This window comes from Alkalibacillus sp. S2W (assembly GCF_046764385.1).
GTDB classification, from domain to species: Bacteria; Bacillota; Bacilli; order Bacillales; family Alkalibacillaceae; genus Alkalibacillus; species Alkalibacillus almallahensis.
Map to the genome: position 1 here is coordinate 2714750 of NZ_CP177234.1, position 22133 is coordinate 2736882.

Annotated in this window: 22 protein-coding genes, 2 pseudogenes and 1 riboswitch; of the genes and pseudogenes, 4 read left to right on the forward strand and 20 right to left on the reverse strand. The window is 36.5% G+C overall.

Annotated elements, in window-relative coordinates:
* Positions 1-53: 53 nt before the first annotated feature.
* The 3 genes from ACKXGF_RS14020 to ACKXGF_RS14030 form a co-directional block, all read right to left on the reverse strand.
* Positions 54-923, reverse strand: a complete 870-nt coding sequence (locus tag ACKXGF_RS14020; RefSeq protein WP_411954311.1) for an EamA family transporter — start codon at positions 921-923, stop codon at positions 54-56.
* Between the two features lie 152 nt (positions 924-1075).
* Positions 1076-1747 carry a phosphatase PAP2 family protein gene (locus tag ACKXGF_RS14025; RefSeq protein ID WP_411954312.1) on the reverse strand — a complete coding sequence of 224 codons (672 nt, stop codon included), beginning with the start codon at positions 1745-1747 and terminating at the stop codon, positions 1076-1078.
* Between the two features lie 56 nt (positions 1748-1803).
* Positions 1804-1992 carry a hypothetical protein gene (locus ACKXGF_RS14030; RefSeq protein ID WP_411954313.1) on the reverse strand — a complete coding sequence of 63 codons (189 nt, stop codon included), beginning with the start codon at positions 1990-1992 and terminating at the stop codon, positions 1804-1806.
* Between the two features lie 276 nt (positions 1993-2268).
* Here ACKXGF_RS14030 and ACKXGF_RS14035 point away from each other — a divergent pair, with 276 nt between their 5' ends.
* Entirely contained in the window at positions 2269-2475 is a 207-nt protein-coding gene (locus ACKXGF_RS14035; protein WP_411954314.1) for a helix-turn-helix transcriptional regulator, read from the forward strand.
* Positions 2472-2948 (forward strand): hypothetical protein, encoded by a 477-nt coding sequence (locus ACKXGF_RS14040; protein WP_411954315.1) that lies wholly within the window; start codon positions 2472-2474, stop codon positions 2946-2948. Before ACKXGF_RS14035 ends, ACKXGF_RS14040 begins: the two co-directional genes overlap by 4 nt.
* 129 nt (positions 2949-3077) lie before the next feature.
* On the opposite strand, the gene ACKXGF_RS14045 is transcribed toward ACKXGF_RS14040, so the two are convergent.
* The 16 genes and pseudogenes from ACKXGF_RS14045 to ACKXGF_RS14120 all read right to left on the reverse strand — a co-directional run.
* Positions 3078-3338: a hypothetical protein gene (locus ACKXGF_RS14045; RefSeq protein ID WP_411954316.1), complete on the reverse strand. Its 261-nt coding sequence runs from the start codon at positions 3336-3338 to the stop codon at positions 3078-3080.
* A gap of 5 nt (positions 3339-3343) precedes the next feature.
* Positions 3344-3871 (reverse strand): metalloprotease family protein, encoded by a 528-nt coding sequence (locus ACKXGF_RS14050; protein WP_411954317.1) that lies wholly within the window; start codon positions 3869-3871, stop codon positions 3344-3346.
* A gap of 261 nt (positions 3872-4132) precedes the next feature.
* A complete protein-coding gene (locus ACKXGF_RS14055; RefSeq protein ID WP_411954318.1) occupies positions 4133-5575 on the reverse strand; it encodes a hypothetical protein in 1443 nt (480 codons plus the stop codon).
* Positions 5556-6332 (reverse strand): ABC transporter ATP-binding protein, encoded by a 777-nt coding sequence (locus ACKXGF_RS14060; protein WP_411954319.1) that lies wholly within the window; start codon positions 6330-6332, stop codon positions 5556-5558. Before ACKXGF_RS14060 ends, ACKXGF_RS14055 begins: the two co-directional genes overlap by 20 nt.
* 452 nt (positions 6333-6784) lie before the next feature.
* Positions 6785-6895, reverse strand: a pseudogene (rhuM, locus tag ACKXGF_RS14065) (RhuM family protein); the annotation flags it as partial.
* Positions 6896-7269: 374 nt separating this feature from the next.
* Positions 7270-8145: a metal ABC transporter permease gene (locus ACKXGF_RS14070; RefSeq protein WP_411954320.1), complete on the reverse strand. Its 876-nt coding sequence runs from the start codon at positions 8143-8145 to the stop codon at positions 7270-7272.
* A complete protein-coding gene (locus ACKXGF_RS14075) occupies positions 8142-9056 on the reverse strand; it encodes a metal ABC transporter permease (RefSeq protein ID WP_411954321.1) in 915 nt (304 codons plus the stop codon). The genes ACKXGF_RS14070 and ACKXGF_RS14075 overlap by 4 nt, the downstream gene beginning before the upstream one ends.
* Positions 9037-9795, reverse strand: a complete 759-nt coding sequence (locus tag ACKXGF_RS14080) for a metal ABC transporter ATP-binding protein (RefSeq protein WP_411954322.1) — start codon at positions 9793-9795, stop codon at positions 9037-9039. The genes ACKXGF_RS14075 and ACKXGF_RS14080 overlap by 20 nt, the downstream gene beginning before the upstream one ends.
* Before the next feature lies 1 nt (position 9796).
* On the reverse strand, positions 9797-10738 hold the full coding sequence (locus ACKXGF_RS14085; protein WP_411954323.1) for a metal ABC transporter solute-binding protein, Zn/Mn family: 942 nt from the start codon (positions 10736-10738) through the stop codon (positions 9797-9799).
* Between the two features lie 628 nt (positions 10739-11366).
* Positions 11367-11465 (reverse strand): hypothetical protein, encoded by a 99-nt coding sequence (locus ACKXGF_RS14090; protein ID WP_411955603.1) that lies wholly within the window; start codon positions 11463-11465, stop codon positions 11367-11369.
* Between the two features lie 23 nt (positions 11466-11488).
* On the reverse strand, positions 11489-11812 hold the full coding sequence (locus ACKXGF_RS14095; RefSeq protein ID WP_411954324.1) for an ATP-binding protein: 324 nt from the start codon (positions 11810-11812) through the stop codon (positions 11489-11491).
* Between the two features lie 487 nt (positions 11813-12299).
* Positions 12300-13208 carry a virulence RhuM family protein gene (locus tag ACKXGF_RS14100; protein ID WP_411954325.1) on the reverse strand — a complete coding sequence of 303 codons (909 nt, stop codon included), beginning with the start codon at positions 13206-13208 and terminating at the stop codon, positions 12300-12302.
* The gene (locus ACKXGF_RS14105; RefSeq protein ID WP_411954326.1) at positions 13165-13296 is read right to left on the reverse strand and encodes a hypothetical protein; all 132 of its coding nucleotides are present in this window, start codon (positions 13294-13296) and stop codon (positions 13165-13167) included. Before ACKXGF_RS14105 ends, ACKXGF_RS14100 begins: the two co-directional genes overlap by 44 nt.
* 112 nt (positions 13297-13408) lie before the next feature.
* The gene (locus ACKXGF_RS14110; RefSeq protein ID WP_411954327.1) at positions 13409-14002 is read right to left on the reverse strand and encodes a histidine phosphatase family protein; all 594 of its coding nucleotides are present in this window, start codon (positions 14000-14002) and stop codon (positions 13409-13411) included.
* A 210-nt stretch (positions 14003-14212) separates the two neighbouring features.
* Entirely contained in the window at positions 14213-15040 is an 828-nt protein-coding gene (locus tag ACKXGF_RS14115; RefSeq protein ID WP_411954328.1) for a LysM peptidoglycan-binding domain-containing protein, read from the reverse strand.
* Positions 15041-15309: 269 nt separating this feature from the next.
* A pseudogene (locus ACKXGF_RS14120) lies at positions 15310-16095 on the reverse strand (NAD(P)-dependent alcohol dehydrogenase); the annotation flags it as partial.
* Positions 16096-16265: 170 nt separating this feature from the next.
* On the opposite strand from ACKXGF_RS14120, the gene ACKXGF_RS14125 reads away from it, so the two are divergent.
* Positions 16266-16415: a small acid-soluble spore protein P gene (locus ACKXGF_RS14125; protein WP_411954329.1), complete on the forward strand. Its 150-nt coding sequence runs from the start codon at positions 16266-16268 to the stop codon at positions 16413-16415.
* Between the two features lie 1298 nt (positions 16416-17713).
* Here the strand turns inward: ACKXGF_RS14125 and ACKXGF_RS14130 are convergent.
* Entirely contained in the window at positions 17714-19960 is a 2247-nt protein-coding gene (locus tag ACKXGF_RS14130; protein ID WP_411954330.1) for a YhgE/Pip family protein, read from the reverse strand.
* A gap of 367 nt (positions 19961-20327) precedes the next feature.
* Positions 20328-20430: riboswitch (TPP riboswitch) on the forward strand.
* A gap of 153 nt (positions 20431-20583) precedes the next feature.
* Here ACKXGF_RS14130 and ACKXGF_RS14135 point away from each other — a divergent pair.
* Positions 20584-21908 (forward strand): IS3 family transposase gene (locus ACKXGF_RS14135; protein ID WP_411954331.1). Its coding sequence is split into 2 segments (ribosomal slippage): positions 20584-20956 and positions 20956-21908, totalling 1326 coding nucleotides; the frame shifts between segments, so codons are not numbered across the junction.
* Positions 21909-22133: the final 225 nt, after the last annotated feature.

Below are 22133 nucleotides of genomic sequence, written 5' to 3' on the forward strand. Positions count from 1 at the left end.
CTAATGATAAGCACGAACAGTCCCCCAGCGTTTGCATAGACGATCTAATCGCATTAATCTGACTGCTTCACGCTCAGTAACATCACCGTCACTAAAATCAGTACCATACCAAGAAGTTGAATAAGTCCTAAATGATCCCCTAGGAGAAGCACACCAAATAATGAAGCTGTCACAGGTTCTAACATTGCGACCATAGAAGCTGTTGTGGGAGCTGTCATACGAAGTCCGACTAAATAGATGATAAATGAAACACCAGCGCCAAGAACACCTAACAATAGAAACCAACCAATATCACTCGAAGTGGCGACATTTGCTGCTTCTTCAAGGTCTATAAAGAAGAATAAAACGAAACAAAATGAGAGGAAAGCAAACGTTAGAGTCATCGGTGATTTTCCAAGTGAGGCAGCATTTTTGAAACCGAAAATAAACACAGCATAGGAAATACCTGAGGCAAGCCCTGCTAACACACCGATAAGACTTACGGAAATCGCACTAGGATTGTAGGCACCTGTGAGAAGAGCGATCCCGACTAGAACTGAAGCAATACAACCCCATTTAAACCATGTAGAACGTTCCAATTTTAAGACAAAGGAAATTAACAAAACGAATATAGGTGCGGTATACATTAGCGTCGCACCAACTGCGATACTCGAGGATTGAATACTGAGGAAATAAAATGTGAAATTACCTGCTACACCAATACCAGCTAAAAACGACCAGATAAAAAATCGGCGTGAGATAAACCATTTTCGCCTAAGATAAAACATTAACCATATAACAAAAAAGACAACCCCTATTGCCCCTCGGTAAAACGAAATGACTAATGGGCTCCACCCTTTAGACATTAATATATCGGCAATTCCGCCGGTTATACCCCAGCATATAGCAGCTAGCATTACTAACCCGACACCCGCAAATCGCATCGCTACCCTCCTAATCGCAAATCGTGCTGAATCATCGCAATTATCATATTCACCTCATAACTTGGTTATGCATACGTCATCCAGCTGCCTAACCTATACCCACGATTAAAAAGGTATTAAACGAGAAAATAATACTTTGTTAAATTTTTTATTTAGCGGCGTCGCAACAATGCCAAAGCTACGATACAAACAAGTAACCATGCCAGTCCAATGGCTAATCCAGCAATAATATCCGTGATATAGTGCACACCTACAAACACACGACTTAGTGCGATTAACAGAATCCATATCGTAAGAAATCCATTAATGACCCACTTCCACCCTTTACTTAGCTTACAGATGACGACCAAATAAATCATGAAGCCATAAAAGGTAATCGCTCCCGTCGAATGGCCACTCGGAAAACTAAAGCCAGTCCCATCAAACTGTTCAAGCGTTTCCGGGCGCTGACGTTCAAATAATAACTTCAATCCTTTCGTCAAACCACTGATTCCTAGCATATTAATCACTAAAAATGTCGCCACCCAATAACTCTTATCCGATAACAACACTAAATACACGACAACTAAAATCGTCGCAACTGTAAGCCACAGGACAGATCCCGTTTCCGTGATGTAACCCATCATATCTGTTAACCATGGCGTATTAAATGACGCGATGAACTTCTTCACCATTGCATCGAGCTTAAACGTTTCATCTTCCCACACGTCATCCGCAAGCGAAAGGAAAATGTAAAACGAGACGAAAAGCGCGACAAACCCAGTTAACATCAAGCCTAATGACTTTTCCGACAGGTTTTGAAAGTCAGTTGTATTGAAGCGCATCTAGGTGCCTCCTTTGGAACGGGGATACTTACAAAATATATGCCCTTCGCAAATAGTTATGAAACAGGTGTCTTTAAAGCCCGAATACGTTCCAATTGGCGATTACCTTCTAAATGAACTATTCGGTTTTTCCGAACATATGCTGTTTCAGGTAGTTCATAATCAGAATATAAATTCTTGAAATGCTCGTTAATTGTGTTCACGTCTTTTGATAAAGTTCTGCAAACCCCTTCTGTGTCATTCACACCGTTCAATCCTCTAATCTTACATCAATCCTCGTATGAACATCTTCGATTTGGTATATGAGAATAATCGATTCATGTTCCATCAGTCGCCCCCCCTTTTTAATTGAAAGCAGAATTATTTTAAGTTAAATTAAGTAACCATTTAAATGATTTTCTCCTTTACCAAGACTCTTATCTTTCAGTTGTACACTTTACTAATTAAACATTCACCTACACGTAAATATACTTTACAAAATGACAAATATCCTATACAATTATATTTGAGGAGAGATCATGATGAAGAATCGGATTAAGGAGTATAGAGCTCGTTATAACTACTCTCAAGACAAACTGGCTAAACTTATTGGTGTAACTCGACAGACAATTGGCTTTATTGAAAAAGAGAAAATGATCCCCTCAATTCTGCTTGCAATCAAGCTGGCAAGGGTGTTTCAATGCAATGTCGAGGATTTATTTTTGCTAGGTGAGGATGATTACTTATGAATAAATTTAAGCTCTATCACCCACTCATAATGGCTTGCTTTTATCTGGTCTTATTACTTTTTATCGGTTATATTAATTTCATCATGAACAATACAAACCTTGCGATTGTGACAATAAATGGGTTTAAAATTCATTTATTTATGGCAATAGTAATGATAGGGGTCATTGGATTCTCTGCATTCTTAATCATATACACTTATTACCTTCAAAAGTGGACCAAAGGTAACGCCTTATCATTGAAGCCACCGGAAATCAATGAAGAAGATGAGGGAACACAACAAATTTATGCTACAGCAACGAAGCGAATTTATATGTTCTATACAACGGTTATTCCGTTATTGACAGTGATTGCATTCTTTTTACATATAGCTTCCATTAATGTTGAAGCCTATATGTTGGTTTACGTGTTTCTTACCATTTTGTCGATTCATTATTTTATTTTTTATAAAGTTACCAGAGAGTTTTTTAAATAGTAGGGCATGATTTACCATATACTATTCATAAAACTCTTGCTACAAGCGATGTTTACAGGAAGCTTAAACCTTCCCTGTTTGCATAAATAAATAGCCTTCTAAAGCTAATAGCTTTAGAAGGCCCCCATATTACGTTGCACATTCAGCTTTTACACTTACTCCCCACTTCTCCCATTGCCAATCACCAGTAAAACTACCTCCTTGGTGAACGACGCACCATACGGCTAAACCTGAAGCAATTGAGAATGCAAGTGTTAAAAGCACTGCCAGCAACACTACAAACCATCCATCATATTGCACTTTACGTTCTTCAACCATGCCTTTTAGGTCATTTTTCCAAGATAGAAAAGTCAGTGCAATAAATAGTGATAAACGATTAGCTAATACCAATTTTCTCACCTCCTTTCAAGTGAAGATTTTTTATTAAAAATTGCTTTTATTAACATCATTCCATCACCAAGAGGTGGAATGAGATTAATCATGTGAAATGTGTATAAAAAACCAATAACCATTACAAATGTTTGGTTTGACCATTTAGCCAAAAGAATTAGACCGAGACCGAAGATAAATAGAAAAATCAGTGGTAGAATCGCTACTTTTATCATTTCGTTAGAAGTTAGTTTAAACTTTGGATAAAGCGTCATTTTGAGCAACGTCAATTCTACCTCGACCTCACCCTTTTTCTTACTTCTTTTAAGAAGTAATACATGTAGATACTCATGAATGATAAAGGATAACCAAAATCCCCCGAAAAAAATTATATGAAATTGTAATATAAAATAAGCCATGGACCAGTTTGTAACAACTGTCAACGGTATTAAAGTAAACAATAAAATTGCAATAATCATGATCTTATAATGAGTCATGATTAACTTTGATAAAAGCAGCAAAGACATTTTATGAAGAGGATAAGTTTTGATCACGCCGACGCCTGCTTTCTTTTATTAAAAAACAATAATATAATTAAAAATAAAACAAAAAGTATAGCTATTGTTATCAAAATGGGAAGCCCATCGGCGACACCGAATTCCATTTCAAGTGTGTCCTCAGATGTTGAAGTACTGTTAAAGAAAAGACTTCCAAAATAAATAGTTCGATAGCCTTCTTCCCCACTGCTAAAAAGCATAATAAGAAAACTTGCTGTAAGGATAAATAGTGTTGTAGCGATTGCCGCTATCAGACTATTAATATACGTGAACAAACGTTTCATTTCGAAAACCTCTTTTCATATTATTTAAGCCTTGTACACTGAACAGTACAATCACAGTATAGAAAAAAATCAGAGTACCAATATTTAACCATAGGTCTAAGTTTAAGAAAGTAAGCGAAATTCCAATCACAAGAATAGGGATTGTAACTACAGCAATGCTCGTAATCACCGAAAATGGATTATCGTTATATGGCGGAAATAAAATCCCTGCAAGCACAAATATTAGTACACTAAATGTAACAACAACATATGGAATGATGAGATGAATCATTGATTGAATTGTAATAAGCCCTGGAACAAATAACAGTAGTGAAACAGAATAAATAATGATAAGTTGAGATGTTATTAAATAAAGATAATCCTTCCAGGCTAAATAATTAAATCTATACAGTACTTTTCTAAGATTTTGAGAATGTATAAAACTATAAATGCTATTAAAACTAAGTATCACAGTCGTATATAAAATATACTCACTGAGATTAAAAAGAATCATAATTAATGCAGCCAGATAAACAAGTGCAATTGTGTTTAACGTATTCATATTTCGGACTGTACTCAGTACATAAGACCTCAACATAGAATTTGTGTTAAAATCAAAAACTAGAATATGTTTTGAATTCGACATATGGGATTGGTCTGGAATTACAATAATCATACCTAATAAAACAATAACCAGACTAAGATATATAATAGTAGTTAGTAAGAAACCATATTCTTCATGGGCTAACTGAAAAAGCAACAGTATACTATCTGTTTCATTGGTCCCCTGAATTAAATCATTAGATAAATCGGTTACGAGGCTTTGTGCTTTTCTAAAAACAACTGAAAAAATTAATACCAGAATAGATATATTAATAATGTGAAATAATTTCTGCATATGTAAATGAAAACATACAAAGGACACAAATCTGGAAACAACCTGTAAACCCAAATAAGTTATTGTACTAACATACAATAAATTAACAACCAAAATATCTATAAAAGCTAACTGGTGAATCAGCAACATTGATAACACAACTGAAAACGAGAGTAGGAAAATAACAGCAAAGGAAATAAACGTCTCATACAGGAATACAGAGAAATTTCGCTCCTTATTGCTAACCGGGAAGTTGATAGTCATTCTCAGAAAACTATCAACTTTAGAAAAAATCACTTTAAGAAAAATAGTCACAACGATGGTCCACAGTATAATGGTGCTAGAATAAGTATTTAACAGAAAGCGTACAATCTCCTCAGTTTGAACAGCTTCAGAAAAAAACATAAACACGGATAATGAAATAACAGTCATCAAAAGAAAAAACGCAATGAATAACAAGACTCTAATAATCGGATTTTTCAAAACGCCAAAATTTAAAATTTTGCGTACAAAAAATGTGCTATATAATTGAACCAGATGTTTAATTGGTTTTAATCTCATTATTTTCACCGTTAAATTTAATTTTGTTTTGATCCCAATCAATTTCCTTTTTCAACTCATCGTGATTTATAATCTCTTTGAAGACTGAAAGTAAACTTGTTGTTTTTTGAACATCTTCAATATTTTCTTGGGTATGTATCTTTCCGCCGTATAAAATTACCACTTTGTTACACATTTCTTCTAGTAAGTTCAAGTCATGGGAACACATAATTACTGTCTTCTCTGGTTTGATAAAATTCAAGAGGAGCAATTTAGTAATCTCTCTCGACTCGACATCCATGCCATTTAGTGTTTCATCTATTATCATCACCTTAGGAGATATTAACATAGCCGCAATAAGTTGAACCTTTTTCTTCATACCATTTGAATATTCTTCTATCAACACATCTAATGCTGATTCGAAGGAATAATATCTCACCAATCTATTAAGCTCCTCCTTGTCCAAAACAACAGAATACATTTTGAGCATAAGCTTTATATATTCACGTCCAGTCAGAAACTCTGGTAATATATCATCACTTGGTAAATAGAGGATTTCTTGCTTCACATTTAAGTCATGAGTGTCTGTACCGTTTAACTTTATAGTTCCCTTTTGTTTTTCAAGAAGATCACAAATCAACTTAATTAATGTTGTTTTTCCACATCCATTTGGACCGATTAAGGCTAGACAATCACCTTGTTCTACCTTTAAACTTAGGTCAGATAATACAGATGTTTTCTTGTCATAGGAAAAATGTATATTTTCTAATTCCAGCATAATAAACTCCTTTTTATGACTTTACACATTTTAAGAAATACAATTCTTTTATTTCATAGTATGGTGTATTATTGATGATTTCTGGATAGCTAAAGCTTAGCCGAACATGTTATTAGAGAATTAAATTAATTCAGAGTGGTACTTTTCGGTTGTTTTGTTACATTATTACATACTCAAATATACAAATCATGTCATAATTTGTCGAAATTATTAAAATAATCAAAAATGACTATGAAACATTTACTAGTTTCTAAATTTTATAAGGCGAAATACTTTTTCTACAGGTTCTGGAAGTCAGTTGCATTAAACGCATTTAGGTGCCTCCTTTATAACGGTAGTGATTACAGTATATATGCCTTTAGGAAATATTTATGAAACTTGGACCTCTTAAGCACGAATATGATAGATACATTCCAATAGTTTATCAAATTAAACTTGTCCAAAATGACTAAATCTTTCAATCGATCATCATCCATCCTAAAACCTTTAACTAAACATTGAGTAATACGCTCTGTCGCCCACTTACGAAATTGTGTTCCACGATGAGAACGAACACGATAACCATTGCCGCGTCGTTTTAATACCCAAATTTTGTTATTCGTGACTTCCATATCAGGAATACTTTCATCACTTTTGGTGAAGCAGATACTTTTCCATATAAGTTTTCACCCGTTCAGTAAATTGATATGTCCCTTCAAGATCAACAAACTAAAAAAGCACCCCATTTAGGAGTGCTATTTGACTCTTCATAAAAATTTCTAACCTTCTTGTCTATTATTAACGAATAGAATCCCTAGCAATACAACTGGTGGAAGAATAAATATAATAGACAAAGCCCCTCTCGCAGCGCCTCCAGTTCCAAGAGCACACTGTTCTATTCCTAGAATTTGCAATTCAGGTATAATCAATGTCAAAACACTATCCCAGAATGAAATTGTTATACTTCACTTTTTATTGGACGAATCACTTTTGATAACAGTCCATGTTTAGGAGAGCAAACAAAACAAATCAAAAATACCAACCCAGCTGCGAATGCCATCGCCCCCGAAATAGATGTATCAATCCAAGTAGCGATATAATACCCCGTCACAGCAGAAATCACGCCAAAAAGGCCACTCAATACCAGCATAATGGAAAGTTTATCTGTCCATAAATAAGCTGATGCAGCCGGGGTGATGAGCATAGCAACAACCATAATAGCACCTACACTATCAAAAGAAGCAACAGTCGTAATTGATACAAGGGTCATATAAAGATAATGCATTAATAACACTGGGATACCCAAACTCGCCGCCAGCGCTGGATCAAATGATGTAATTTTCCACTCTTTATAAAACCCAACAATAAAGAGCAACACGATTAAGAAGGCAAAAATCAATAATGCGGTCGCTTCTGGAATTTCACCAACAATAGGAAGCTCCGTCGTATTAAAAGGGATAAACGCGATTTCACCCATTAAAGAATGATTGATATCTAAATGGGCATTCCCGACAGAAGTCGCTATTAAGATGACACCCACGGCAAATAAGGTCGTAAATACAATCCCCATTGATGCGTGCTGCTGGATATCCATGGAATGAAGCCATTGTACCAAAAAGGCCGTGAGCAACCCTGCCAATATGGCTCCGATAAGCATAGGAGGACCACTTATTTCACGCGTAACTAGAAAAGCAACAACGATTCCTAGTAGGACCGTATGACTAATAGCATCAGCCATCATAGCCATTTTCCTAAGTATCAAGAAAACGCCCATCAAACCACAGGATACCCCAACTAATGAAGCAGTTACTATGATCCAGGCTGCATGAGTCATCGACTTTCTCCCCTTTCTTCTAGTTGATTAAGATTCACCTGTTTTTGATGCACTTTAAACTGTATATAGTTAATAAGAATACCTTTTTCTTTACCAAAAATAAGTGATATCACAAATAGTGTCGTCGCGATAACGACGATAAATGGTCCAGTTGGAAGGCCGCTACCAAACGTACTTATAAGCGTTCCAATCACTCCCGCTATACCTCCGAATAAACCTGATAATAAAAGCATCATTTTGAAATACTGTGTCCAATACCGAGCGCTAACTGGTGGAATGATAAGTAAAGCAGCAATTAAAATGACCCCAACAGCCTGAATTCCAATGACTATTGTCGTTACAAGAGCGAGTGTATACAGTCCATTCATAAAAGTGAGCGATAACCCTTCTCCCCTAGCGAATTGAGGGTCAAAAAGATAGATTTTCCATTCTTTAAACCCAACAACTATAATGAGGATCACGGCTATAGCCAGACTTAGCATGGTGATGACATCCGTGTAGACCATAGCTGCTGCCTGACCGACTATAAATGTATCCAAACCACTCTGTTCTCCACCACCAACCCGATTGGCTATCGTTAAAAGCATAATGCCTAAACCATAAAAAACGGATAGAACGATTCCCATCATTGTATCTTCCGTTATTCTAGTAGTAGAAATCACCCATTGGATAAAGACTGCGCCAACCAAAGCACTAATTGCTGCTCCAATGGTCAATAGAAGAAAGTTTTTTTCTCCAAGAAGAAGAAAAGCTATAACAATTCCGGGTAATGATGCATGCGCTAGAGAATCACTCATCAAGCTTTGTTTTTTCCAATAAGCAATACAGCCTATTGCACCTGCAGCAATCCCAAGAATCATCGTGCTAAATAATACCCATTGTGTATTACTTTCAGTGAGCATGCTCCACATGGTGATTCTCCTCTCCCATCCAGCGCATATTTCCGCCATAGGTCTGTGAAATGTTCTCTCTTGTAAAAATGTTCTCCGTCTTGCCATATTCAACTATTGTGCGATTTAATAAAAGAACATGATCAAAATAGTCTCTCACGGTTTGTAGGTCATGATGAACGACCATCACCGTCTTACCCATGTTTTTCAATTCTTTCAGCATAGCCATAATCGCTCGTTCTGTCGCTGCATCTACGCCTGCCATTGGTTCATCCATAAAGTATAAATCTGCTTCTTGGACTAGAGCACGTGCTAAGAACACACGTTGCTGCTGTCCACCTGAAAGTTGACTAATCTGACGATGTGCATAATCCGCCATTCCCATTCGATCAAGCGCCTCATATGCTTTGTTTTTATGGGCATTAGATGGCCATCTTAGCCATCCGATTTGCCCATATAACCCCATCGTTACAACATCTAAAGCGTCTGTCGGAAAGTCCCAATCAACGGAACCCCGTTGAGGGACATAACCAACTCTTTTTTTCACTCTTTTTAATGGCTGTTCAAAGAATTTAACCGAACCCGTTAATGAAGGGTGAAGACCCAAAATGGTTTTTAATAGAGTAGATTTCCCTGCACCATTCGGACCAACCACACCAGTCAATGTGCCACCTTTCATGTCAAAATTCACATCATACAAGACAGTATCTTTCCTGTAAGAAGCGGCCAAATTCTCCACATTTAGTACGGCTTGTGTCATATTAATCATTCCCTTCAGTCAAAGCTTCATAGATTGTATTTACATTGTGGCGATACATGCCTAAATAGGTCCCTTCTTCAGTTCCTGGTTCTCCCATTGCATCAGAGAAGAGCTCACCACCCAACTCTAGATCTAACCCTTTGTCTTCGGCTCCTTCAATAACCGCCTGAATAGAATCCTGATTAACACTTGTTTCAACAAAAATGGCGGGCACTTCATGTTCTTCAACAGTCGCAATCGTGTCATTAATATCAGAGACACCTATCTCATCTTCCGTACTTAACCCTTGAAGCCCAACTACTTCTAAATCATGCATTTCCCCGAAATAACCGAAGGCATCATGTGCTGTTACCAAAATTCTTTGGTCTTCCGGAATATCTTTTAACTTTTCTGCGTCCTGTTTTACCTCATCTATTTTTGCAAAGTATTCTTGCTTATTTTCTTCAAGATACTCGGCATCTTCTGGTGAATATTCTTTTAATTCTTCAACCGCAGAATCTAAAGCGTCTTGCCAAAGATCCAAGTTAAACCAAATATGGGGGTCAACTGCTCCATCCGTTTCTTCTATTAAAGCCTCTTCGGGCACAGTTTCCGCTATCGCTAGAACGGGGTTTGACTGCCCTATTTCATTGAATATTTCAATCATATTCGCTTCTAAATCCAGCCCGTTGTAGAAAACCAAATCTGCTTCTTCAATTGTTGCAATATCCCCTTGCGTCGCATTGTAAGCATGTGGATCCACTCCAGGCCCCATTAAGCTTTCTACTTCTATTCGGTCTCCCCCTATAACTGATAAGGGTTCTCCAATTTGTGCAATGGTTGTTACCACATTAACCTTTTCATCATCTGCATTACTATCGCTCTGTTCCTTATTGCAACCGGCCATCACGATCAGAATACATGACCATACTAATCCTACTAACCACAATTTTTGTTTCACCATTATTCTCCTCCACTTCTTATGTTTTTCGCTTATTTTAATTTGTTTTATCAGAGAAACTCATAAGTCATTTTTCTCCCTTAATCGTTTCAACCTCTGTAATCTAAACCATTTAATATCTCCGTTTGGCAAAATATAAAACAATCTAACTCAGAAAAAGTTGATTAGTTATATCTTTATGCATCACTTTTTTAACCTTGAACAAAAAAATTGCCTGAGGGCAAAAAAATAACTAAAAAAATATTCTTCTTTAGTTATTTTAGGTGTAAATAGATGTTTTGTTTTAGCTAAATTTAGATCATTGGTTATTTATACCAAAACCTATCATTACCCTAAAATATTTGAATAAGTAAAAAATCTCATTCTTTTACTAAGGTTATAAATTTTGCCTAGAGGCAATTTTTTGTCTGTAGGTAAAAGATATAATGTGATCAAGTAATTGTCAAGTTTTTAAATGAAAATTACAAACTTTTGTTTAGAATTTGTTTAATCGCTCGCTCATTCATTCACAAAAAAGCACGGTAAGATTTTCTGCCCAGAACAGTTATCTCTTATCACCGTCAACTAGAATTAAACAATTTTCCACAAATAAGATTAAACAGTCTAGCTAACTGACGTGTCGTGTGTTCATTTAATCCTCGAAAATAGATTGTCGGTACTTCATGCGAATGCTATCAGCCTTTTCACTAAATGTAATCACTTCACTTCTGTGAAGAAATCGATCTAATATAGCCGTCGTGAAGGTATAATCGCCTAAAAATCCCCCCCAATCACCCGGCCCTTGTTAGAGATCAGAATGAATGCAGCCTTATCATTCTTATCATAAATAAACTGGAAGAACAGATTGGCCTCTTGTGACTCATAAGTCATGTACATGACATCATCAATAATGATTAAGTCAGAATCCATAATGCGTTTGTAGCGTGTTTTGGATTTTGTGATATAATCACGTGTTTTCAAAACGTACATGAGATGGTTCATTGAGATAAATGACACTTGATAGCCTTGCTCGACAGTGTGAACGCGCAACACTATAGATAAATGCGTTTTCCCTGCTCCTGTGAGCCCCATCATCATAATGGTGAAACATTGTTAAACCCAGTTAAGTTCTTTTAAGATATTGAGTTGTTTGTCGCCAATCGCTGATTGCTCTTGAAGATCTTCTTTGTATTTATTTTCTTAAGTTTTTTTCTTTGTAATTCTTGTCCACATTAGTGAAAAAACAATAAAAATTACAAAGCAAATTACAAATTGAACTAATGTAGTAACGAGCCAATTACTTCCTAAATTTAACCCTTCTGTTACTTGTAAAACAACAAAAACTAGGAAAAAGATCAAAATAGATTTTGTATTCATTATGTATGTACCACCTTTTTCTTTTGTAATAGGGCCCAAGCTGCCACCCCTGTGCAATGTATCCAGCCGATTTAGCTACCCAGTCCCAAACATATCGCTTTAATTAGATACAGTGTTCTGGAGAACAAAGTGCTCACAAAATATATGCCCTGCTGAAATTTACAAAACACGTTACATTTCTTAATTGTCCAATCTATAACTAAGCAGACTACTTCTTCAAGTTCCGGCTTTCAAGAAACGCCTCAAAATCATCATTCGTTTGTTGCTCCACTCGCTGTTGATTAAACTTCTCATACTCTTCCAATGCAACCTCTTTAGCAACAGCTTGAGAAACTTTTCCTGAATCCTCTAAAATTTCTCGATCATTAAATTGTAAAAAAGCATTAAGTTTCTCCATCCAATCTTTCATATGCATAGGCTGCTTACGCTCAGCCTGATCCTCTGCATAATCCAAATACATGGTTACAATACGATTGAGTGATTTTAATTCATCTTCCGTTAAATAATTTTTCGCTACAATTACACCCTTTTGTCTTACCTTGTCACCTTTCCACGATGTGAGTCCCATATTATCTTGCTCAGCACTAGCTCGATTCGCAATTAGTTCTGCTGCCGTATTGCCATGAATCGCAAAGTGCAATTTGTTTTGAACCGTTGCAAAGAAATCTTGTGTCAATTGTGCATGAGGATCATAGTCAACTGAAGTCGCGTAAATATCGGTGATTTTTTGGTAAAAACGTTTCTCAGAAGCCCGAATATCACGAATACGTTCTAATAGTTCATCAAAATAATCCTGCCCAAAATGACGTATATCTTTCAAGCGATCTTCATTCATCGCAAAGCCTTTAACTAAATACTGATTAATCCGCTCTGTCGCCCACTTACGAAATTGTGTTCCACGGTGGGAACGAACACGATAACCAATCGCTATGATCATTTCGAGGTTGTAAAATGATACTTTACGCTCTACTTGTCGTTCACCTTCCAATCGAACTATTCGGTTTTCCCGAATAGTTGCTGATTCAGACAATTCACCATCAGCATAAATATTTTTAATATGCTCATTAATTGTATTAACACCTTTTTGATAAAGCTCCGCAATCTCCTTCTGTGTCATCCAAACCGTTTTCATCTTCTAATCTAACATCGATCTTCGTATGACCATCTTCGGTTTGGTATATGAGAATATCCGATTCATATTCCATCAGCCAACATCTCCTTTTCGAAAAGTTTTGTTATGACTATTATAGCATAATATCACACAAAACAAGAACGTACGTTCCTTAACAGATTAATCATTATATCAAGCGACTATCATTAACGATTCAGGAAATTAATCATTACCTTATCACTATGAATAGTAAGGTCTGAAATCCCCGCATCACCACTCATAAAGCCATGTTTAAATGATGGGATCTGTAAAAGCAATTGGATCATAATCGAAATGGTTCCACCATACCCAACGATGCAAATTTGCGCCAACTCTTCTCTTTCGGCTTCAGCTTTTATTCTTGAGAGTATGTTCTCTATACGATATTTAAAATCGATAAGGCTTTCTCCTTCTTCTACAGACTCGTGTGGTCTCCTATCCATTGGTAATGGATACTTAATTTTCGCTTCTTCCTTAGTCATACCTGCTAGAACTCCATTACTCATTTCCATTAACTCATCTAGGAAAACTATTTCACTATTCATATCCTGATTAATGATTTTTGCTGATTCTTTCGCACGTTTCAAAGTACTAGAATAAATACGGTCAAATGAATAGTTGCTTGTGGTGAATTCACTTAGCTTTTTGATCTGTTTACGCCCTCTGTTCGTTAAAGGATTATCTGCTTGTCCTTCATGTCTAACTGGTGGTATGTCTGCTTCTGATTCTTCATGTCTGATTAAGACTAAATTAAATGACATATTATAACCTCCTCAAATTCATCAACATAATAACAATTATATGATAAGAAATTTAAAATTTCAGATAAATAATGCTTAAATCTATTGGTGTGATTCATTGAAACTTTCACAGAATCCATAAATAAAGCGCAGTAACTTACCATTTTACCTGGCAAGTACTGCGCTTCTTATAATCTCTTAACTATTGTTTTCAATTGTTACGTTGAGTGATTACTCAATGATCGTTACATCGACTGTGCGGACGCCCCAGTCGTATGCTTCACTTTTGTTTGGTACGTGAACGTCAATCTTGTTGCCGTTAATAGCGCCACCAGTATCTGCAGCAATAGCAGTACCATAGCCTTCAACGTGTACTTTTGTACCTAATGGAATCACGTCTGGATCAACAGCGATTACTTTCTTGTTTGGATTAGCATTTAGGTCGACGCCCGTTGCTGTCACACCTGTGCATCCTGCGCAATCAGCTGTATAGGCTGTTGCTGATACTGAGATTGTTCGTCCTTCTGGGTCATTCTGTGAAGAAGACTGTTCTTCTGACGATTCATTATTGTTGCTAGATGTGTGTTGAACGTCATCTGATGTGTCTTGTTCAGCTGTTTCCTGAGATTGACTAGATTCATTGGATGAACTATTAGCTGATGCAGACGTTGATTCATTTGTGCTTTGTTGTACATTAGCACCATCTAGATTAAGTTCTTGTCCAACGATAATGAGGTCTGAATTAAGCTCGTTCCATTGCTTAAGTTCATGAACCGATACTCCGTGTTCTTGGCCAATGGCGAATAATGTATCGCCACTCTCAACTGTATATGATTCAACAGCATTGGATTGATCAAGCTCTAGTGTTTGATTAGGATAGATTATCGTTGTATCTAAATCGTTTATATCAACTATATTTTCTACTGTTGTGCTATTTTCTTTTGCGATGCCCCAAAGCGTATCGCCTGATTCTACTTCATAACTTGCTGCAGATGCTGTAGTTGCTGTAGCGCCCGCAATAATAACACCTGTAGCAATTGAAGCTACTAGTTTTTTCATGGGTGTTTCCCTCCTTTAATGTCTTACAAGCCACATCATAACACGTTGTGACAGGCTTTGTGGTTACAGGCGCGTTAAGTGTTTATGACGAGATTTTTCCAATAAGCCAATTCTATCTCAAAGTATTAACAACATATTTCAACAATCTTTTTCACTGTAATACTTGATAATTTTCTGATTTGTATAACAAATCACCTCCCCACTCGCATAAAAAATACACCTTCCAAACAGCTATGAACTGCTTGAAAGGTGTAAAGTCCACCTCTATTTTATCGGTTGATTTTTAGTATAGGTTTAATTGTCTCACCATTTTTAGAGTTTTCAAAGGCTTGGTTAATGTTTTCAAAGTCATAGAATTTAACCAGTTTATCGAACGGGAATTGTCCTGCTTTGTAGTATTCAACTAAATCTGGAATGAAGACATTGGGTACTGAATCACCTTCAATGACCCCGACCATTGTTTTTCCTTCAGCCATTAAGTCATTATGCACGTCGATATCCATTTCTGGCGTCACACCCACGATCGCCGATACACCTAGGGGACGTAATGCTTGTAAACTCTGGCGAACAACTTCCGGAACACCTGTCGTTTCCACTGCATAAGTCGTGCCGCCGTTAGTTAATTCTTTAATCTCTTCTAAGACATCAACTTTTGAGCCATTTAAGGTATGTGTTGCACCAAGCTCTTTTGCTAGCTCCAGTCGTGAATCGTGCACATCAACGGCAATAATCTTTTTACAACCAACTAATTTAGCCGCCATGATTGCACTTAAACCAACTGCTCCTGCTCCATAAATCGTAATAGCCGAACCGAACTCTGGCTTAATTCAATTCAGAACAGTACCTGCTCCTGTTTGAATCCCACATCCCAAAGGCCCTAATAACGCTAGATCCACATCTTGATCGACTTTGACAACATTACGCTCGTGAGCAACGGCATATGTACCAAATGACGATTGGCCAAAGAATGTTGAAAGTGGTTGACCATCTTTAGATAAACGATGTGTCGAATCATCATGTGTACCACCGAAATTTAATTCATTGAACGTTTCACATCATTAACATCTCTATTTAACCATTAAATGCGACTCGCTCATTGTAATTGATATGATATAACCTTTGCATTATTGATCATTTTCATTCACTAGTGATTCCTTTCTCTGTATAGATCCCTTTCCCTTGTCACAAGCTATACGCAAATCAACAAGGAGGAGATCGTTAATAAGTGGAAAACCTAAAGGGCCTAAACAGCAGGAAAAACCAGACTTATCCAAAGAGTCCGAAACAGCCGTATGGTAAACCCATGCAAGGCTCACACAAAGTCAAACAACACAATCATTCAGGGCAAAAACAAAAAACAGATCATGATATGTAAAGTTTAAAGAAAAAAGTCCGATTCACATAAACATGCTCATACTGCATGAAACAATCCCGTACGACGTTAATGATCATACGGGATTGGATTATGTAATGAAGACGCTCTGCGTGTGCTTATCCTTTGACCAGTAGAGAATAAAGTAAAGAATATCATCCACAATAAATATCAGCAACTCAAACAAATACGCCAGATAACATATTTACCGAAGTCAAAGACAGGAAGCATAAAGTAAGGCCTAAAAAGAACCTGGATTAAGAGCAATAATAAAGGGTTTCACCCAGGAATGATATTTCCATTCTGAATATAGGCTACTTTCCAAAGGGGTTTTTGAATTCGACTATGTCTTTCCTATTGGAGATGGTAAAGAAGGAAAACGAAATATTTATTTTCCTGTTACGTCAATTATCTCCGTTTAAATATGCCACCCTTTTATAGATTGCCTCGAGTTAAAAGCACCGCTCTATTCCCTCCTCTATTTATGGCACGATCCATCATAATGTATATAAAGAATTAGATCAGCCCCCTTTAACCACCGTGAACAGCAAACATTTTCAATTGGAATGTTAATATGTATAAACACTTCGTTGTTCAGTCACTATTATCGAATAAATAGATGGACAGAGTGTCACACTACACATAAAGCTATTGCGAAGTGTTAACCTCATGAATCAGATTATTCTTTGGTCACTCTTGATATTGCCTTATATGTCCTTGTTTTTATTAAATATGGATACTGTACGTAGATACATGCCAGTCGCTCTATTTATGACCGTTATTCATACCTTGGCATATCAAGTGGCTTATCATTACGGATGGTGGAATGAAGTAGATTCGAGTCTGTTTGGGTGGGATAAAGTCATCCCAGTACCATGGGTGTATGGAGCATATTTAGTTATAGTGATCTGGGTATTCCATTTTACTTTCCGAAAATTCTGGATATATTTTACTGTCAATATACTTTTGGGCGCGTTATTTATGTATATCGTTTACCCGATATGGCAACGTATAGGAATTGTTTCAAGTGAATCAACATTGCCCCACTTTAGCTATTGTTGCTATGATGGTCGGGTTTGCCTTAATCATTTATCTGTATCAATTGTGGCAGGACGAAGTGTTCAAAAAGGCCAATATAAACGCATAAATGACCTCAACTGATTTAACGCCCCTTTATCAAAAAGAAACGCAAGGTGCCGAGTTTAAAATTAATAATTTAAATACAAAAAATGATCGTAGGCATTGGCCCATACCTACGATCAAATCACCATAACTCAGAGATCTATATATACTTATAATTATTAATGGAATAAACCTGCGTCTCTAGACTTTTTCATCAATTTATCAGTCTGTTTATTAACCACTCTTTTAGATAGTATACCGAATAAAAAGAAACCAACGCCAAATGAACTTAAAATGATCATATTGTGTATAGCTGTTTTCCATATGATTCCCCCAACGGCTTCACGCATTAAATCAATGGCATATGTGAACGGAAGGAATGGGTTAATTACTTGGAAAAATTCAGGTAGTAATACGACTGGGTATGTGCCACCTGCACCCGCAATTTGCAAAACAAGCAAGACAATGACCATTGCTTTTCCTACATCACCCAAAAGTGAAACCAACGTAAAAGTAATTATGGTAAATACTATACTAATCAGCAGGCCAAATATAACAAACCAAATCGGATGTGCCATATATGCACCCAAAATAAAGTGATCACCTAACGTAACAATTAATGTCTGCAGTAGTCCAATCGTCAAGAACGTAAGCAACTTACCAACATAACGAGCCTTGTCAGTCAGACCTACTCTGTCATGAACATCTGCAGACAACAACGATATTAGAAGAAGACCACCAACCCATATAGCTAGAACCGTGTAAAATGGTGTCATCGCTGAGCCATAATTCGGGATAGGAAAAAATTCATTCTTACTTAGTTGAACTGGTTCTTCAAAAAAACTTCTTTCTGCCTCTGGATCATTCTGTAACAACTCAATAATTTCATTGATATCTGTTTCGCCCTGAATTTCACGGATCTTGTCAGCGAGACTGTTGACTTTAGTATTCACATATGGATACTCATCAAGTATTGTATTCAACTTATCTTGCCCTTCACTAATATGATTCTCTGTGTTTGACAGGATTCTCTCCACCTCTGGAATCGTTGAGTTAACTTCGGATAAAATTTCCTTAGCATTAGATAGTGTTTGTTGTACGTTGTTAATTTTCTCTTTGACAACTGGTTCAATATTTTCTTTATAGTCTGTTAGAAACTCCCCAATTCTGTTTTCTGCATTTCCAGACAATTCTTCTAAATCAGTTATAACAGAATTTACTTGCTTTTCTTTATCCTCAATAAAATCTGTAATGTTTTGCCCGTTCTGCTGTGCCTCTTGAAGAGCCTCTCGAATTGTTTGCAAACTTTTAATTGCTTCGTCGATCACCTGATTCTGATTGCTATTGTTGTTTTGATTATTGTCCCCCTGTTGAGATGAATCATCCCCATTCCCATTTGCATTCTCTGTTTCGTTGTTACTATTTTGTTGGTTTTCATTCATTTCCTTCAACTGTTTCAAATTCGCTTCTATATCATCGATACGAGTAATGGCATTGTCTAATGATTGATCAATATTTTCTTGCAGTTCTTTACCTTGACTGAAATCGATATCCACATTTTGAGCATCATTAAGAACCTTATTTATATCTTCAGCAGTTTCTTTTGCTTTCTCCATGTCTTTTTCAATTTTTGGTGCTAACTCATTCAAACGATTTTCAGCTTCTGATAATAAATCCTCTGTTTCATTCACTGTCGTAAGGCCATTATTCGTTGTCCGCTCAGCTTCTGGAATCATGTCTTGCGCTTTATTAATAATAGATTGCACATCTTTCGTATCTTGCAACCCGCTTGTAGTCGTATCATAAATTTCTGGAAGCTGTTTTTCCATCTCAAAAACATAGTTTTCAAACTTTTTAATATCTGGCAAGTTTTGATCTAATTCTACTCCAAGCTCATCAAATCTATCAAAAATAACACCATTTACTGTAGAGATAAAATTGCTACTAACTTCCTCCACAATTGCACTGGCACCCTTATCTGTTATCTTAGGAGATATGGCATTAATCTTTTCGTTTACATAATAATCCATGTTGCTTTTTTCTGGATTGTCTGTAATAACCGTTGATAGTTTGTCAGAAAAATCTTCCGGAATAACAATCACCGCAAAATAATCACCATATTTCAGGTTTTCCATTGCCTTTTCACGATTTGTAAAATGCCAATTCATTGAATCATTACTCTTGAGTTCATTAACAAGATCGGCGCCAACGTTAATTTTTTCGTCTCTAATCTGACCCCCATCATCTTCATTGACAACAGCTACTGGAATTTGGTCGGTTTGCCCATAAGGATCCCAGGAAGCCTCAATATTAAACCATGCATATAATGATGGTAATATGATGAGACCTCCAATCAAAATAGCTGCCACCCAATTACGTATTATGTTCGTCATATCATTCGAAAAAACATTCCAACTATTTTTCATGTGTATACCTTCTTTATTCTTTATTATTTAAAAGTCTTAATCTCAAGTACTCTTCATATATCTTAAAGAGAACCTAACCGAAAGAAAAAGCACCTGGTTTGAAAACTAAATCTCTTTCCTATTTTACTATAATTTCAACCAGATAGCATTCGTTCTTGTTCTGTCCAGTCTTTAATTAACACAAAAGTGATAATTACCATAATAAGACAACATGTGTCCTAAGTGCAAAATCTGAATGCACATAAATCGCTTCTCCATCTCTATATTAACATAATAAAAATGCTCAACTAGGTATTAAAAACTCTACACACTTACTTTTATATTTGTTTGACAAAAAAATAAGATACGATTTAAATAAAAGAATAAAATATCCCACTAGGGATGCCAATAGGCTGAGATAAGAATTATTTCTTAATCCCTTATAACCTGATCTGGATTATGCCAGCGTAGGAAAGTGGAGATGGAATATACATAGTGTCTTCATGTATCAAAACCACTCCAAATTTGAACTATACCCTGAATAAGGACACTGATAAAAAGTGCCCTTATTCAGGGTTTTTGTGTTTCATGACCTTGAATATCCATTTATAATCGAATTAACTAATACGAGCGGGGTTATAAACATGTCTAAAATTATTTTTAGCGAATCACAAAGAAGAGAACTAGAATCCAATTCCAATATCATCAAGGTTTCAGATCGTTCTATTTCTTATTCACCTGAATTTAAAGTGAAAGCTGTAAAGGAAAATGAGCAAGGAAAAGGGCCGCATCAAATCTTTGTTGAACATGGATTCGACTTATCCATTATTGGGGATAAAAAGCCCAAAGAATGTATCAAGCGTTGGCGAGATATGTTTCAGAAGTATGGAGAAGACGGTTTCTTTACAGAACGGCTTGGGAAATCGGCAACAGGACGTCCTTCATCGAAAGAGCTTTCTTCTGAAGACAAGCTAAAGAAAGCTGAAGCGCGCATTGCGTATCTGGAGGCAGAACTAGACTTCGTAAAAAAGCTAGAAGAACTCGAAAGGCAGTCGAAGAAGAAATAACAATATCCGACAAATTTCGATTGATTGAACAAATGGTTAGAGAGTATGGTTTTCCTCAGTTAATTCAATATTTTTGTGAATTAGCAGACGTCAGTCGATCGGGTTATTATAACTGGTTGAAATCAGACGAAGCTCGTCAACAAAAAGAACGACAAGATGAGGTTGCCTATGAGCTCATCGAGAAAATACACAGCCGATATAAAGGAAAAGTTGGCGCTCTCCAAATCAAAATGATCTTAGAGAATGAAGATAACATTGGGATGAACCATAAACGCATCCGCCGCATTATGAAGAAGTACAATCTGATGTGCACCATTCGCAGAGCGAATCCTTATAAACAAATCGCTCAGACAACGCAAGAGCATCAAACGTGCGATAATAAATTAGAACGTCAATTCGATCAACAAGAACCGCATAAAGTCCTCTTAACGGATATCACTTATATCTACTATGCGAAAGGACAAAAAGCTTATTTATCCGTTATTAAAGATGGGGCAACACGAGAGATTTTAGCTTATCACCTCTCGACCTCTTTAAAGATGGACATTATGTATACAACACTTGATAAGTTAGTGAAGCGTGAGGAGTTTGTCGCTCATTCAGACTGTCTCATCCATTCCGACCAGGGAATGCATTACACTCATTCTGAGTTTCAAAAGACAGTAAGAGGCCTAGGCGTAGATCAGTCGATGTCTCGTCGTGGTAACTGTTGGGATAATGCGCCGATGGAGTCTTTCTTTGGGCACATGAAAGTTGGCATTGATTTTAAAGCATGTTCCTCTGTTTTTGACGTGAAGCAAGCAATTGAAGATTACATGACGTATTACAACCATGGTCGATATCAATGGACCTTACAAAAAATGACCCCGGCACAATACCGAAGTCACCTATTAGCATCCTAGCGCTTTTTATTAAACTGTCCATTTTTAGGGTTACAGTTCATGAAAGTGAACGTTTCTTTCACAACGAGCGGTTCTTGTATTCTTGGTATTCTAATTCAATCAACAATCTGTTTCAACTCACCATAAACAATAATCAGATCTGATCCATCGTCACTGTAACATCTGACGAGTGTTAGAGTTTCTTTCCCTCGACGTTTTCAATTATGTCAGTTCGATGTGGCTCAA

Excerpts from the sequence above, each read along its gene's own strand:
- ACKXGF_RS14020 (WP_411954311.1), bottom strand. The coding sequence starts at position 923 with ATGCGATTTGCGGGTGTCGGGTTAGTAATGCTAGCTGCTATATGCTGG.
- ACKXGF_RS14025 (WP_411954312.1), bottom strand. The coding sequence starts at position 1,747 with ATGCGCTTCAATACAACTGACTTTCAAAACCTGTCGGAAAAGTCATTA.
- ACKXGF_RS14035 (WP_411954314.1), top strand. The coding sequence starts at position 2,269 with ATGAAGAATCGGATTAAGGAGTATAGAGCTCGTTATAACTACTCTCAA.
- ACKXGF_RS14040 (WP_411954315.1), top strand. The coding sequence starts at position 2,472 with ATGAATAAATTTAAGCTCTATCACCCACTCATAATGGCTTGCTTTTAT.
- ACKXGF_RS14055 (WP_411954318.1), bottom strand. The coding sequence starts at position 5,575 with ATGAGATTAAAACCAATTAAACATCTGGTTCAATTATATAGCACATTT.
- ACKXGF_RS14060 (WP_411954319.1), bottom strand. The coding sequence starts at position 6,332 with ATGCTGGAATTAGAAAATATACATTTTTCCTATGACAAGAAAACATCT.
- ACKXGF_RS14070 (WP_411954320.1), bottom strand. The coding sequence starts at position 8,145 with ATGACTCATGCAGCCTGGATCATAGTAACTGCTTCATTAGTTGGGGTA.
- ACKXGF_RS14075 (WP_411954321.1), bottom strand. The coding sequence starts at position 9,056 with ATGTGGAGCATGCTCACTGAAAGTAATACACAATGGGTATTATTTAGC.
- ACKXGF_RS14080 (WP_411954322.1), bottom strand. The coding sequence starts at position 9,795 with ATGACACAAGCCGTACTAAATGTGGAGAATTTGGCCGCTTCTTACAGG.
- ACKXGF_RS14085 (WP_411954323.1), bottom strand. The coding sequence starts at position 10,738 with ATGGTGAAACAAAAATTGTGGTTAGTAGGATTAGTATGGTCATGTATT.
- ACKXGF_RS14095 (WP_411954324.1), bottom strand. The coding sequence starts at position 11,812 with ATGATGATGGGGCTCACAGGAGCAGGGAAAACGCATTTATCTATAGTG.
- ACKXGF_RS14100 (WP_411954325.1), bottom strand. The coding sequence starts at position 13,208 with ATGACACAGAAGGAGATTGCGGAGCTTTATCAAAAAGGTGTTAATACA.
- ACKXGF_RS14105 (WP_411954326.1), bottom strand. The coding sequence starts at position 13,296 with ATGGAATATGAATCGGATATTCTCATATACCAAACCGAAGATGGTCAT.
- ACKXGF_RS14110 (WP_411954327.1), bottom strand. The coding sequence starts at position 14,002 with ATGTCATTTAATTTAGTCTTAATCAGACATGAAGAATCAGAAGCAGAC.
- ACKXGF_RS14115 (WP_411954328.1), bottom strand. The coding sequence starts at position 15,040 with ATGAAAAAACTAGTAGCTTCAATTGCTACAGGTGTTATTATTGCGGGC.
- ACKXGF_RS14130 (WP_411954330.1), bottom strand. The coding sequence starts at position 19,960 with ATGAAAAATAGTTGGAATGTTTTTTCGAATGATATGACGAACATAATA.